This is a genomic window from Moorena sp. SIO3A2, from assembly GCF_010672265.1.
GTDB lineage: Bacteria > Cyanobacteriota > Cyanobacteriia > Cyanobacteriales > Coleofasciculaceae > Moorena > Moorena producens.
Genome location: NZ_JAAHHC010000018.1, coordinates 1 through 15,421, shown reverse-complemented (window position 1 = coordinate 15,421; position 15,421 = coordinate 1). Strand labels below are relative to the sequence as shown.

General features: G+C 43.5%; 10 protein-coding genes. 7 read left to right on the top strand and 3 right to left on the bottom strand.

The genetic code is table 11. From position 1 onward, the window contains the following. Positions 1–98: 98 nt before the first annotated feature. Positions 99–1,373: a glycosyltransferase family 4 protein gene (locus F6K64_RS20595; protein WP_008185819.1), complete on the bottom strand. Its 1,275-nt coding sequence runs from the start codon at positions 1,371–1,373 to the stop codon at positions 99–101. A gap of 1,909 nt (positions 1,374–3,282) precedes the next feature. On the opposite strand from F6K64_RS20595, the gene F6K64_RS20590 reads away from it, so the two are divergent. From F6K64_RS20590 to F6K64_RS20565, 6 genes are all read left to right on the top strand, one after another. Continuing rightward, positions 3,283–4,452 (top strand): DegT/DnrJ/EryC1/StrS family aminotransferase, encoded by a 1,170-nt coding sequence (locus F6K64_RS20590; protein WP_008185820.1) that lies wholly within the window; start codon positions 3,283–3,285, stop codon positions 4,450–4,452. Positions 4,453–4,455: 3 nt separating this feature from the next. Further along, on the top strand, positions 4,456–5,343 hold the full coding sequence (crtB, locus tag F6K64_RS20585) for a cyanoexosortase B (protein WP_008185821.1): 888 nt from the start codon (positions 4,456–4,458) through the stop codon (positions 5,341–5,343). 134 nt (positions 5,344–5,477) lie between these two features. Continuing rightward, positions 5,478–6,308 (top strand): cyanoexosortase B system-associated protein, encoded by an 831-nt coding sequence (locus F6K64_RS20580; protein WP_044493607.1) that lies wholly within the window; start codon positions 5,478–5,480, stop codon positions 6,306–6,308. Between the two features lie 244 nt (positions 6,309–6,552). Continuing rightward, the gene (locus F6K64_RS20575) at positions 6,553–7,917 is read left to right on the top strand and encodes a polysaccharide biosynthesis/export family protein (protein ID WP_008185823.1); all 1,365 of its coding nucleotides are present in this window, start codon (positions 6,553–6,555) and stop codon (positions 7,915–7,917) included. 232 nt (positions 7,918–8,149) lie between these two features. Next, positions 8,150–10,318 carry a GumC family protein gene (locus tag F6K64_RS20570; RefSeq protein ID WP_008185824.1) on the top strand — a complete coding sequence of 723 codons (2,169 nt, stop codon included), beginning with the start codon at positions 8,150–8,152 and terminating at the stop codon, positions 10,316–10,318. Between the two features lie 595 nt (positions 10,319–10,913). Continuing rightward, positions 10,914–11,945, top strand: coding sequence for a glycosyltransferase family 2 protein (locus tag F6K64_RS20565; protein ID WP_048815269.1), 1,032 nt, complete (start codon positions 10,914–10,916; stop codon positions 11,943–11,945). Positions 11,946–12,440: 495 nt separating this feature from the next. On the opposite strand, the gene F6K64_RS20560 is transcribed toward F6K64_RS20565, so the two are convergent. Next, complete coding sequence (locus tag F6K64_RS20560; protein ID WP_008185827.1) at positions 12,441–13,397, bottom strand: putative 2-dehydropantoate 2-reductase; 957 nt, start codon at positions 13,395–13,397, stop codon at positions 12,441–12,443. Positions 13,398–13,716: 319 nt separating this feature from the next. Between F6K64_RS20560 and F6K64_RS20555 the strand changes: the two genes are divergently transcribed. Beyond that, positions 13,717–13,923, top strand: coding sequence for an SPOR domain-containing protein (locus F6K64_RS20555; RefSeq protein ID WP_044493665.1), 207 nt, complete (start codon positions 13,717–13,719; stop codon positions 13,921–13,923). Positions 13,924–14,243: 320 nt separating this feature from the next. Here F6K64_RS20555 and F6K64_RS20550 read toward each other — a convergent pair whose 3' ends face one another. Further along, the gene (locus F6K64_RS20550) at positions 14,244–15,221 is read right to left on the bottom strand and encodes an NAD(P)-dependent alcohol dehydrogenase (protein WP_008185833.1); all 978 of its coding nucleotides are present in this window, start codon (positions 15,219–15,221) and stop codon (positions 14,244–14,246) included. Positions 15,222–15,421: the final 200 nt, after the last annotated feature.

Sequence of the window (15,421 nt, the reverse complement as noted above, 5' to 3'; positions counted from 1 at the left end):
TTCCCAATTGGATGATGAGATCCAGTCCAGTAGTATCGGTGAACACTACCACGTACCACGGGACAGGATCTGATTTGGTTTATCTGGTCTGACCTAGGTTATAAATCTGAAAACTGCTGTAATTCAATCAGTGAATTATGGTTAGGCTTCTTAGTAATTTGAGTTAATAGTGCTTCATAGCGGTTGAGAGCGTTTTGATAGGCGAAGTGCTTCAGAGCAAATTTTCTACCTTGTTGACCTAGAGATACCCCCTGCTCAGGATTTTCATACAATTCGACAATTGCAGATGCTAAAGCCTGGGGCTGTTGTGGTGGTACCACTACACCGCCACCACTTTTTCGAACAACTCGCGCTGCAGTTCCATTCAAAGGCACAGAAGCAATGATGGGTCGTCCGCAAGCCAATAGCACTTGAATTTTTGAGGGCATATTAAAGGAAACAACGTTACGCTTTTGCACAACTAAACCTATATCTGCTGCTGCCAACATTTCTGGTAACTTCTCTCGGGGTTGGAAAGGTAAAAGCTTGACATTACTAGCCTTGCAAGTCTGACAGTCTTGCTGTAGCTGCTGTAGAGCCTTAGATTCTCCAACAATGACGAAGACAATTTCTGGAATATGCCTGACCAGAGTAGCCGCCTTCACTACTGTTTCCAATCCCTGAGTCAGGGCAATATTACCGGAATACAGTACTACAAACTTGCCATCAAGATGGTAAGCAGTGCGAAACGAATTTCCTTCTTTGGGTAAGGGACGGATAACATTAACATTCGCCCAGTTGGGGATACAGGTAATTTTGTCTTTAGGTACTCCTTTACTGACTAAATTGTCAACGAATCCCTCAGAAATAACACTGATTCTATGAGCAGTGTGGTAGGCAAACTTCTCTAAAGCTTCAAAGATACGGATGGCTAGTTTGTTTCTAATTAGACCAACCTGTACAGCAGCTTCTGGCAAAATATCCTGTAAATTCAGTAATACTGGGCAGTTGTACAACCAACCGAGTAAAGCAGCTGGCACACTAACCGGCAGCGACGGTACTGTCAGCAGAATTACATCAGGTCGCCAGCCCTGGAAAGCCTGAATCAAACTAGTCACCACGAAGCTACCATCCAGTAGTATCCGTGTCACTACACCAGGCTTTGGTCGAATCCAGACATAGGAGCGTTGAATTATTACTCCATTTCTTTCTTCAGTCAGATACCACTTACCCTGATATTTATCATAGATACAGCGCTGGGGATAGTTCGGCATACTAGTGACGACTCGTACTTGATGTCCTGCCTTGACCAAACCTTCTGCTAGTTCCGTCATTAATGGGGCAATGCCTATGGGTTCAGGATGATAATTATAGGAGTAGATTAATATGCGCATGAACGTTATTGGTAGAGCGAGTAGTCTGTCAAGTTAAGATTTGACAGGTGGACAAGCGATGCATCGCTTTTTACAATTCATTGAGAAACACTATATCTAGTTAGTTCTATCTATCAGTTACTTAGCAACTGGTGTCTAATTACCCTACATACTTTACTGTTTGAATTTTCACCTTTAAGAGAAAAATTTAAACTTTACTCATTCAAAGCGTTTGGTTTAATTTTCGACGTTATAGCCTTGATGACTAGATACTCAATCGGCTTTGTCTGTTGATGCTTATGCATTGAACCAACACCGAATATACCAAAAGCTATTACTCTCAATAGAGCAGTAGGTTAGACAGACGCGCTTAGGCGCTCTTATCTCTAAGAATACAGACAGAAAAACTCAATTATTATGACCTTCTTTAGCAGGCAATAATTAGTCCTCAGGCTTAGGATAGCTCCAGCTGATCATTCCCTGTTCTTGGTTCTATTCATATAGGTATCAAAACTATCATACTCACTGGTTGGACTCCTGATGCCATCTTAGCCATCGTCAATTTTATAATATAAATACTTGGTATGCTACCTTCTTGATTATTGATGATAACTCTGGTAAAAATACCATTACATAACGATATAAATTTGCGCTAAATAAAAAAAATGAAGCCAAGATTTATTTAAATAAATTACTCTCTGGATACTTTAAGGGATTAACTGCACTGACCACTAGATTCGTAGGCAGATACATAACCGATGTAAATAGATTCATAAATGGCACTCCTGCTGTAATTTTAGATACTTTTTTAAGTGTTGATGTTTTCATAGCGATGCATCTCTATATTATAAGGGTATATATTTTATATATAGCTATAAATGAGTTGTGAACGCCAAACTAGCTGAAAGTATTATTTCAAGAGGGTGCTTTGTTCAAAAATAAAATGGAAACTCTATAAGACCATAGGAAAAAATTGATTCGAGCTATGTTACCATGCCCCACTACCTGTTTTTCTAAAGGAACTACCGGAAAGCTTATCAGAAACAGCTATTAATTTTCAATTATATAATTTTAAAGATTATGTTAATCAAATGTGAAAATGTAAAATTCTTATAACACTCTATCGAGAAATCTGAAATCCCTTACCTACCTAGGAGCTAGTTTTGGTAAATAATGTGGAAACCCCCATCAGCTAGTGCATCAAGATAGGGGGCTATAAACATGGATTTGGAATCAGGCTATCAAGGAAAGGGGTCTCCTAACTATCTTGACTTAAGTGGTTAGCCCAAAATAAAAAATCAGTAAAGACTTTGTGAAGAAATTTGTGAATAAATGGTAAAGAAAAGGGAAGATAAGACCCAGGCTTACAAAAATAAGCGTCCGCAACAGCACGGTGCTTAGTCCAACGAATAAGCGCGAAGCAACCGGATTGGTCAGCAGGGGATATTCACCACACTCTGTACTCAGCACTCCTTCATGACTAAGTTTGGTAAACCAGAGGAATTCAGAACCATAAAATCTTACCCAATTCCCCCTAAAGTAAAGTAAAAGCCCACTTTTGGGTAAGATGTTTGATGGTTTTTGGTGATGATGTGTCATGCCACGATGGTTTTGGGAACGCTGTAATCAAGAACGGTAGGGATGGGTAAACCGGGGATGGGACAATGGCGGACAAACCACGAAAACTCTTAAGCTTACACCTCATTGGCTGATCGCTTTATCTATATACCATGTTCCGAGAGTCAGTGAACTTCTGCTATGGTCAAAGCCCCAATTCCTCACTCCTACCAGTGGCTAAAACTTTACGAAATCTTGACAGTTATAGTGTGTTAACTCATGTGGAATTCGACTTACATTCAAGAAGAGAAGAATGATGTGAATCTTTGCTGTTAACCCTGATACAGTGTACTATCAATTCCTATACAAATAGATGAGTTACCAAGTTCCGGTCAAAGTTCCCTTCGTTTCACTAGCTCAACAACACCGACCTATTCAAACTGAGCTAGACCAGGCAATTCAATCTGTAGTGCAGCAGGGAGATTTTGTTCTTGGTAAAGCCTTGATGAATTTTGAGACAGCATTTGCGGCTGCTTGTGGTGTCCAATACGGTATCGGGGTGGGATCTGGCACCGATGCGATCGCACTCGGATTACAAGCCTGTGGCATTAGTGCTGGGGATGAAGTGATTTGTCCTGCTAACACTTTTATCGCTACAGTGATTGGGATCATAGCTGCTGGTGCTACGCCAATTTTGGTGGATTGCAACCCCCTTACTGCCCTAATTGATCTCAATATTGCCAAACAAGCCATTACAGCCAAAACCAAGGCAATTGTCCCTGTGCACCTTTACGGTCAGATGGTATCCCCGAGTGAGTTAATCGCATTTGCTGATGCCCACAACTTACTGATTTTTGAAGACGCAGCACAAGCTCACTTAGCACAGCGAGAGGATTATTATGCTGGTTCTGTGGGCAAGGCGGCAGCATTTAGTTTCTACCCCAGTAAAAACTTGGGTGCCTTTGGTAACGGTGGCATGGTAATCACTAATGATGCTACTGTGGCAGAAAAAGTGCGATCGCTTCGCAATTACGGGGCACCTCGCAAATATTTTCATACCGATATCGGCAAAAATAGCCGTTTAGACACGTTACAAGCTGCTATCCTCAATGTCAAACTGCCTTATTTGACTGAGTGGAACCAGTCACGCTACTGGGCAGCTGGGCAGTACGACAATCTACTCAAGGCTTTGGAAGGTCACGGGATTGTGCCCATAGAAAACCACAGCGGGTCAGGTCATGTCTACCACCTTTATGTGATTAGGGTGGGTCAACAATGTCCCTTTAACCGACAGAGCATCCAGGATGCTCTGGCCTCAGTGGGAATTCAAACCGGTATTCATTATCCAATTCCTTGCCATCTCCAGCCAGCTTACAAATACTTGGGATATCAAGCCGGTGACTTTCCCCATGCCGAAGCTCTGTGCAATGAGATTTTATCTCTACCAATTTATCCCAACTTGAGCAAGGAGCAGATTGAGCAGGTTGTTGATGGGTTAGCTAATTTATTAGGCGTGCTTGAGCCATTAGTTATTAATCATTAAACTATGCAAATTGGACGCAAAATTCCTATTGCCATTGATCGCTATCTACTGGACGGTTGTATCATCGTTTTACTAGTCATTATTTATGGTCCTGTGCTGATGCATTGGTATAATGGCTGGCTCAACAAAAGTATCAGCATTACCCATGAATACTTTAGCCATGGTTTGATTGGGCTACCGTTTGCTGCCCATATTGTCTGGACGAACCGACGACGGTGGCATAAGCTGACTGATACAGCCCATCCCTTTGGTGTAGTCTTACTGATAATTGGAGCAGTAAGCTATCTTAGCGGTCAATCAGAACTGGTAAATTTATCGTTTCCCATGGTTTTAGCTGGTATGAGCCTATGGTTAAAAGGGATTGGTGGCTTTAAGCTACAAAGTTTTCCCCTGCTGCTAGTGGCTTTGGCAACTCCAACAGCAGTTCCCTATTTGATTGAACCTTATATCTTGCCCCTACAACGCTTTATTGCTGCCATGGCTGCCTTTATTCTGACTCAGTTTGGGATGAATGTCAGACTGGAAGGGATTAACTTGTTCGTAAGTGAACGAATTGTTGAGGTAGCGCCCCACTGTGCTGGTCTTAAGATGTTATTTACTTGCCTGTATGTGAGTTTGATGTTGCTTTACTGGAGCGGTGCTATTGAGTCACGCCTAAAGACTATTTGGCTGTTATCTGGTGCGGTGGTTATAAGTGTTAGTGCTAATATTGTCCGCAATAGTGTGCTTACCTTTTTCCATGGCAGTGGACAAGATAACGCATTTCATTGGCTCCATGAAAGCTGGGGCGGTGACCTCTATTCAGCCATGATGTTAGTGATGCTGGTTCTATTAATGAAGTTCATTGAAAAATACTTTCCCTCAGACACCAAACTTGACTCCCTTGGCTAACAATGAAGATTAAACGTTATAGTTTTTAATTGGGTGAGGTACACAATTTTGGGATTTTAGGGAACAGCGGATCTGGGAACAGGGAATAGGGAAAAAAATTATGTGTACCTCATAAGTCTGATAAAGGCTATAGAATGATGAAATCAGTAAGTTTAATAAAGTTAATCCAGCCCTGGCAAATCTCCAGGGGAGTCTTACTGGTGTTGCTGTTAGTCTTGGTAATAATGGGAGCAGTACCGGGTTACTGGACAGGAAACTGGCCTTGGGCAAAACTGCCACCAGTGACTAACCTCCAAAAGATAAAAGCTATCCGCAAGACAGGAATAGAACTATCTGACTGGCAAACTGTTAAGCAACAAACCATCAGGATTGGCGGCCATAAATGGTCTTTGCAGTTCATAGAGCAGGATCAACAAAAACCAGTGTGGTTATTTTTGCTTCCCCAAAATGGTCCTAAATCCCAGCCACAGGTAGAATGGGAAGATATTAGCGGATTTATGAGACAAAGATCGGGACAATGGAAGATCGATTCTTATAGCCAAATCAAGTTTGTGGTCAACACATCTGATGTTGAGGGGAAGACCCAGGCTGATCCGACCATCACAACCAAGCCCAAAAGCCACCCCAAAAGTGTTGTTAACGCCCGTTTCTTTCGTGCCTGGAATCAGCGGCAAACCTTCGCGATAGTACAATGGTATGCCTGGCCAGAGGGTGGTAATCCTGCTCCTAGCCGTTGGTTCTGGGTTGATCAACTGGCCCAGTTACATCGCAAACGGGTGCCTTGGGTTGCGGTGAATATCCAAATTCCCATAGAACCTTTGGGTGATATTGAAAATTCTAGGCCAATAGCCGAATCTCTCAGTAAAATGATTCAAACTGCTTTGATGAGCGATCCTTTGGCTGAGGAAGCTAGTAGTATACAAAGTATGAAGGATCAACAATCAAAGATGAAGGCTCAAGGATGAAGGATGAAGAATGAAGGATTCAAGATGAAGGCTCAAGGATGAGGGATCAAGGATAAAGGATGAAATGGATTTATTGCTGGAACACTTAGGGTTGACTAAAAAGTTTATCCACAACTAGAAGTTAAACGTCAGACTTGCCACTTCAGACTTGCCACTTCAGACTTGCCACTTCAGACTTATCATTTTAGACTTGCCACTTCAGACTTGAGATTTCAGACTTGAGATTATATTTGACCATTGGAACATGACAACTGACACCCACAGGTTTGGCAACCAAGTTCTTACTTTATCTTTGTTTGGGGGTACCGTATTATTATGGCTGGTTAGTTCTGGAGTCTGGCTTAGCCCTGGTTGGGCTAAGCTTGTCGGAAATTTACCGACATCGGTGCAAAATCTTGGGGATGGGATTAGCGATCGCGCTCAGTTGCCTACGTTTAGTTCCATGGAACGGGAAACAACGGAAACTGTTGAATCAGGGGAAAGGGAAAGGACTGAACTGGAAACCCCTGAGACCACCCCTGAGACCACTCCTGAGACCATAAAGGTAACGGAAACGTTGCCACCGCCACCACCGTTGAGCAACCCTGAACCGGTCTCAGAGGAGAATCCATTGGAACAGTTGGAGGAAATGTTACCTCCTTTGGGCTACCCAGAGACTCTGTCACAGGTGAGTCCATCTGATGAATTTAATCGCCACTACCTAGGGCGAGAAGATGTAATCGCAGTGAGTGTGACAAACTTTCCGAATCTGGCTTTTCAAAGTGCTATTGATTCTGACGGAAATATTGTGGTACCGCTGTTCGGTAAGCTACGAGTGGTGGGACTTACTCTAGAGGCGGCTCAAGATTTAATTCAAAAGGTCTTAAATGAATTTGTGATTGATCCTGAAGTAGTTGTGAGCCTACTGAGTACACCGGCTGTTCAGATTACGGTGAGTGGTGAGGTGTTTCGACCAGGCTATTACCCCCTGCCAGCAGGAACTCAACCGAATCAAGCCCTTACTGCTGCGGGTGGTACGACTACCATTGCTGATTTGCGGACTATTTTGATTCGTCGTAAGTCGGTGGTGAATAATTCTATCATTGAGCGAGAAATTGACTTGCTGACACCGCTGCAAAATGGGACAACTCCATCGGAATTGAACCTCCGGGATGGGGATGCTATTATTGTGCGAAAGTTGGAGGTGGGTAATACTACCGATTATGATAGGCAGCTGGTAGCTCGTTCTAACCTAGCTCAACAACAAATCAGCGTTCGAGTGTTGAGCTATCCTAATGGGACGATTGGCAACTTGACATTAGCTAATGGTAGTACGTTTATTGATGCCTTAACAGCAATTTCTCCTAACCCAGATGATGCTGACTTGGATAGCATTGCCTTAATTCGTTTTGATCCAGAACAGGGCAAAGCGGTGACTCAAAAACTAGACGGAGAAAAGCTACTAAAGGGTGATGTTTCCCAAAACGTGCCACTTCAAGATGAAGATGTGATCGTGGTGGGTCGAAGTCTTGTTGCTAAGATTTCTGCCGCTCTGAGTCTAGTGACTCGACCCTTCAACGATTTTCTGGGATTCCGGAGGTTTTTTGAGGAAATACCAGAACTGTTTTGATAAGGTTTGGGTATGACAGGAGCAGAAATCCATGGTACCTCTCCCCTGGTGTGTTAGCTTTTCCATCGACAGCACGAAAATCTCCGGATACCTTAATGAATGGACAGAAAACTCCACTACCTGTCTCGGTTTGTAACTGGTGCTCAGAGTCCCTGTTGACTCAGCGGTAAAAATAGGAATAGGCTACAGGATTTTTCTATGACTGCTGCCTTAACAATAGCGGAAACAACTTATGACTCCCCCTTTTGTCACACGTTACCTGATTGCTCTCAATCAGCATAAGTTAATCGGCTTTGCCACGTTTTTCCTGATTACTGGCATATCCGGGATTGTGGCTATACAGCCAACGCCACCTCCGATTTACCGAGCTGAAGGTCGCTTGATATATACCACTCCTGTGAAAGTATTTTCCCAGACAGGGGTACAGATTTCAGAACAAGGTAAACAAGTGCTGACACAGGGAACGCTGCTGGCAGACAATGTGGTGAAGGAAGTAGCAGCTGGGATGCAAGTCAGCTCCAAAGACATTGTTAAAAATACACAGGTGAAATTGCCAAAAGCAGAAGGAGCACAATTTATTTCGGTAATCTATAGGGATAAGAATAAGGAAATTTCTGCAGCCATCGTTGACATGCTGATGAAGAAAATGGTGGAACAGAGCCGTTTTATCAACACATCACAACTAAGACGGATTATTGAAGTGATAGAAGAACGTTTACCTAAGGCGGAGGCGGAACTAAGGGAAGCGGAACAAAAACTGGAACAGTATGACCGCCTACAAGGACCAGCTTTATTTGCTGCTCAAGATGGGACGTTAGTGGGTGGAATTACTGGTAGCCAACAGCAACAACGTAGTCTCGAGATACAGCTAGAGGGGGTTGAGGCTCAATATTCTAGCCTAATCGAACGGCTAGGTTTGACCCCTGACCAAGCTTACACGTCTTCTGCCCTTAGTGCTGACCCGATTATTGCTAGTCTGCGAGCTCAGATTCTGGATACTGAGACACAGATGGAACTGCTCAAGGGGCAGTTGCGTCCGCAACATCCAACTATGATTGAGTTGCGCAAACAGCAACAGACTTATGAGACCTTACTTCAGGCACGTGCGGCTGAAGTTCTCGGTGGTAATGGGTTTACCTCTCCATTGCCCAGTCAAATCCGCCAAGACAGTACCCTGGACCCAGCACGGCAGGCACTGGCTAATCAGTTGGTAGCTCTGCAAACCCAGCGGGAATCACTTCAACGGCAGTTGGCAGCTACCCAAAGAACGGAAAAAGAACTAAGACAGCAATATCAGCAGCTGCCCAATAAGCAGCTGGAGCGAGGGCGACTGGCTCAGCAAGTTGCTTTTAAGCAGGAATTTTACAATCGGTTGCAGGCGGCATTAGCAGATAGCAAAATAGCAGAGGCGGAGACTGAGAGTAGTCTTGCGATCGCTGGGATTTCAGAACCGAGAGCACTTCAGGCCCAGACAGAAAGTAATCCGATCGTTACTTTGGCAATAGGTGGTGTAATCGGTATTGTTGTAGGTGCTGGTGTGATTCTGCTGCTATCAACCCTGGATAATACTTTATACACGCCAGAGGATGTTAAGCCCATACTTCGGGACAATGGTGTGCCATTACTGGGGGATTTACCGACAATCGGCCTCAAGTCCTACCGGGGTGAAGCTGCGATAATAACCCAACCAGAGGCTTTGGAGTTGGAGTTCTACGAACGGTTCCGCACTAATCTTCGTCTGCGGGAGGAACCTGCGGTAAAAGTGGTGTTGGTGACTAGTACGGCAGGGAATGAAGGAAAGACGATCGTGGCTTACAATTTAGCGATCGCATCTGCCCAAGCCGGTATGCGTACTCTGTTGGTAGAAGGGGATTTGCGATCGCATTCTGTAGCTCAAGCTCAAGAAGTGATTCACCTGATGGACGCTCCACTGGAACCTTTGCGCTTCTATGGCTCTAAGAGTGAATGTATTCATTTAGCCCAAGATTTTGAAAATCTCTACATTCTCCCTAGTCTTGGGCCCCTGCGCAAAGCTGCGGGGATCCTAGAATCGAGTGAAATGAAGCATTTGCTGGAAGATGCTCGTGGTCGCTTTGATTTTGTTGTAGTTGATTCGCCTAGTCTCTCCCGTTGTAATGATGCCCTATTACTACAACCATTTACTGATGGGATTGTGTTAGTTACTCGACCAGGCTATACCCAGGGAAGTATTTTATCTCAGGTAATCGAAGAGTTAGATGAAAACGAGGTACTGTTGGGAGCAGTTATCAACGATATCAAGCAGCTACAACCCCCTGTTCCGGTGGATACTGGGAGGGGGTATTCAGCGGTAGATACTCCTGTGGCTCAAACCCCAGCAGAGAACCATAAAGTTACTAGTGGAGTAGGGAGTAGGGACTAGGGAGTCGGGAATCGGGAGTCGGGAATCGGGAGTCGGGAAAGATAGGGAAGTGTGGGAGGTGTGGGAGGTGTGGGAGGTGTGGGGAATTTAGAAGTTAGAAGTTAGAAGTTAGAAGTTAGAATTTAGAATTTAGAATTTAGAATCGAGAATGGGCGAATTTAGTAGGGAGTAGGGAGTAGCTCACTTGGGTAGGTTTTTTACATTTGGGTCAAACCCACCCCCAACCCCTGACCGGTCGGGGGCGGTACACAGGGATAAGAAAAGGAAAACAACTTAGGTGCGCTTGACCTATTAAGAATTAAATTCGCCACGGGTCGCACCTGAAAAAGCGCTGCATCGCTTTCTTATCCCCCACACCCGGTCACCCCACACCCGGTCACCCCACACCTGAGGTCAAAGTAAAAAACCTACCCTGATGGGGAGATAGGGAGATGGGGAGTCAGAATTACTATAAGAACGGCGATAATTATCCAGAATTTCTTGATTTAGTAATACTAAAGTAGTGGGCTTTTTTTGCTTGTAACTGATACACTTTAAGCACATCATAACGTGGTTAATCTATCAGCTTATGGGTTTATCTAAGGTAACATTAATCGTGACTCAGAGGGAGCGGTTTAGTTTAACAAAGCCTTCCCTAGACAGTATTATTGCTGATTATTCCTCTTATCCTTTTGACCTAATCTATGTAGATGGTAATGCTCCATCCCAAGTGCATGAGTATCTGCAACAGCAGGCAGATAAACACGAATTCATGACTTTGATCCATCGCGGACGCTATTTGAGATCGAATGTTGCTCGTAACATAGCTCTACCGTTTGTTAAGGATGCGGATTACATTGTTTTTATTGACAATGATGTGATTGTAGAGCCTGGTTGGTTAAAACGTTTGGTTGAGTGTGCTGAACAAGAGCAAGCTGGTATTGTTGCTCCTCTAATTTTACAGGGGCAACCAGGCTCTCCGGATATTGAGGTACATGTTGCTGGGATTAAAACCAAGTTTCACCAAAGAAAGCATGGTAAAAAGTGGTTTGAGCAAAAGCAGTTGCTCTATGGTACTCAATTACGGGATGTTGAGCAGGATTTACATCGTACCCCAGTAGATTCTGTAGAGTTTCATTGTATCCTAGCTCGTCATTCTCTGATCAAGTCTATTGAACTGGATGAAATCTTTGATAGCTTGGCGAGTCATACTGATTTATGTATGCAGGCAACGGACTTAGGCGAGACAATTTTCCTGGAACCTAAATCTAGAATCACTTTCCTCAATCCTCGACAGATCACTCGGTTTGACCAGGATGATGTGCCATTTTACGTATTTAAATGGAATGAAGAATCTGTACGAGATGTGTTCAATCGTCAAGTCAAAAAGTGGAATTTGGGTAAGGATGATCCTTCAATGTGGTCGATTTGGAGGTGGGTGATTGAGAATCGTCAACTCCCGGCTAAGTGGTCAACTCAAGAGGGGAGTTTCGAGAGAAAGTTATTGGAGTTCTGTCAGCGTCGCTGGTGTCCAAGTTGGCTGCGTACATTGTTAGAATCCTATGTGATTAAGCGCGCATTTCCTGAGACTGGGATTGCTGACAATTTAGTGGAAAATGTCAGTAATAAACCTTCGGTGACTGTGTAGGTAAAAGGGAATAGGGAGTAGGGAGTAGGGAACTTCGGATCAGGGAACAGGGAACAGGGAGTAGAGATACCCTCTCCCTTAATAAGATGGGGATATGATTACTTTAAACCCCTTTGCCTATTGCCTATTGCCTATTGCCTTTTGCCTATTGCCTTTTGCCTTAATTTGTGGCCAATAGGGTGAGATTCGGTAGAGATTTTATTGATACAGTCTCTACTTTTTTTTGATTACCAAATCTAGATTAGGAATTACCTTTAACTGAGCTGTATAACCATTGTGATTCATCCTATGGTGGCCAGTGCCTATCAATCAAATGGCAAGGTTTGGAATCTATCTGATGCACTGCCCACCCTACATAAACTACTGAGCTGTATAACCATTATGATTCATCCTATGGTGGCCAGTGCCTAGCAAACCGATGGCAAGGTTTGGAATCTATCTGATGCACTGCCCACCCTACATAAACTACATAAACTATTCGCTTAGCGCATATGCTTAGCTATGGTGGCCAGTGCCTAGCCGATTCCTAACATCCAAAAACTTCAACTGTCGATAAAGCATAGAAATCATGGGCAAATCAACTCCTGCTTTCCTTGCCATCCGCAAAGGATTGCCCACAATTGCCTCAACTTCCAAGGGTCTTTTTCCATCATAATCCAGTTTCATGCTGGTTAAATAAGATTTCATGTTTTCGGTATGGTCGAGCATTTTTTGGATAAAGTAGTCGCCTAGTATCCGCCCGCAACTCTTTGCCCCTGCTAGCACTTCCCCCATTATTTGTTCTGCTAAACGCCGCGTATCGGGATTCGCCATGATTTCATCTGTTCTGGCATTTAAAATCACGGAAAGACTATTATACGGAATATTCCACACTAACTTTTTCCACCTAGCTAACAGCAAATCTTCGCTCAACTCAATAGGAATCCCTGCGCTTTCAAAATCCCTAGCAATTTGGCTCATTTGTTCTGTAATGCCAGTAGCTTGATGGTTAGGAGCATATTGTCCTAGGGTAATGATACCATAGTCGATGTGGTGAATCTGACCCTGCCCTATTTTATTAGAACAGACAAAACATAACCCACTGATTAGGGTATTTTCTCCTATAAATTTGGAAATTTCTGGTTCAACATTGATGCCGTTTTGTAAGAGCAACACTACGGTATTTTCATTTATTAATGGCGGCAATAGCTCTGGTAAATGATGATTTTGGGTCGCCTTCAATGCTACTACGATTACATCGCAATTGGGCATTTTTTTGACATCGTTGTAGGCATCGACTTCCGGCAGAGTAAAATCACCATCCACTGATTTTACAATTAAACCGTTTTCGGCGACATGGTGGTAGTCGCTACGGAGTAAAAAGCTGACTTGATGACCTGCTTTTTGCAGTTTGGCACCGTAGAATCCGCCAATAGCACCGGTGCCGATAATTCCATAGGTTCGATTGGACATTTTGAGAAGATGGGTCTGCTAGGGTGGCAAATTAGTTAGACAAGAAGAGGAGATAGGGAAGATGACTATAAATAAGTAAGCTCTCAAAAAACGATCGCATTTTTTTTATACTACCTCTAACTAGATCACAATATCACCAAAACCCAAAAAACTTCCCTACAAATTTGTTACAAAAATTTTCAAAATATGCTACAATAAAAGATTATTTGTGCTATTATAAAAGAGTGGTTGGTAAAACTTCCACCTCAAGAGCTAGCCCGGGAAACGTACAAATCTACGGGCTAGCCTTGGGTCCCCTATGACAGGAGATACTTTTATTATGACTTATTCTGAGCGCCTTCATCCATGGGTGATCATGCGGCTATTACCCAAGATGCAGCGAGTCGTTGTTGGTCGGTTCCGCAACCGGTCTGATGCCGACGGTCATTTAAAAGCTCTTAAACGGCTGATGCCGGATGCTAAATTTGTGATTGTTTTTGATGTCGGTAATCCGATAGATGAGGAATCGTTGGATGAGGAATCCTAGGGTTGTAATTTGGTAAGCGATCGCACAGGGAGCAGGGAGCAGGGAGCAGGGAGCAGGGAAGAGTTAAGAGGAAATAGGTCAAAAATCCTGTGTACCTCATAGCCATAAGAAAGGCTATAGTTGAACAATTCAGCTAATCAGCTATCAGCTTAAGCGCTACGCGCACGCGTGCGCGTTCAGCTATCAGCCAATTCTAGAAAATCTCGAACTATTAAATTCTCCCATTTCAGATTTATTTTAAGCATTAGGCTGACCGCTGACAGCTGACGGCTGAATGCTTACTCCCTACTCCCTACTCCCTACTCCCTACTCCCTACTCCCTAATCTTCCAACGTTATTACAACTTTACCTCGGGCGTGTCCTTGTTCAAGATATCTGATAGCTTCAGGCACTTTACTTAAGCTGTATCTTCTATCGATAACAGCTGCTATTTTGCCGGTTTCAAGAAGCTCCTTGATAAACACTAAATCCTTCTGGTTTGGTTCCATAAACAGGGACACAATTTTCTTACTCCCGGTCATGTAAATCCATGGTCCTAGGAACATAAGTTGGAAAAGTTGTGCCATGGAACCTCCGACAAAGACATAAATTCCGTTGGGAGTTAATATATTCTTGTAATCCAAAATGGAACGATAGGCTGCAGCATCAAGAATCAGGTCATAATGCTGACCATTTTTGGTGAAATCTTCTTGAGTGTAATCAATAACATGGTCTGCACCAATGGAGCGCACCATGTCTAAATTCCTGGTGCTGCACACCCCAGTCACTTCGGCTCCGAAGGATTGGGCAATCTGGACGGCAAAGGTACCGACACCACCAGAGGCACCATTAATCAAAACCTTTTGGCCTGGCTGAATCTGTCCTTGGTCCCGAAGACCTTGCAGGGCGGTGAGTGCGGCTGCGGGTACTGCTGCCACTTCCTCGAAGGTGATATTGGTGGGTTTCAAGACTAATGCACTTTCCCTAGCACATACATACTCGGCAAAACCCCCGAAACCACACTCGGATAGGTCCCCGAATACTTCATCACCTGGCTTAAACTGCTCTACGTTTTTGCCAACGGCTTCAACTCGCCCTGCTATGTCTGCTCCCAATATCTGGTTTTTTGGTTTTAGAAGCCCAAAGCCCATGATGCGGATCAAGAAGGGTTTTCCTCTTAGTAAATGCCAGTCACCTGCATTGGCGGATGCGCTATTAATTTTTACTAATACTTCATCCTCCTTAGGGATGGGTTTTTCTATCTCTTTGAGCTTCAGAACATCGGGTGATCCGTATTGTGTGTATAGAATTGCTTTCATAAGTATACTACTAATCTTATTATTATTTATAGCGTTTTTTATAGTAAGCTAAGCTGTTCGGCATTTAAATTGGTATAATAAAAATTAATAAATAACCCAATAATAGGAAATATGCCAGCAAAAAATTATCTGACAGCAAAAAACAATACTTCAAAAAGCCTTAAAAATAGAAGAAAATGGAAATATTAGAGAACGTATTT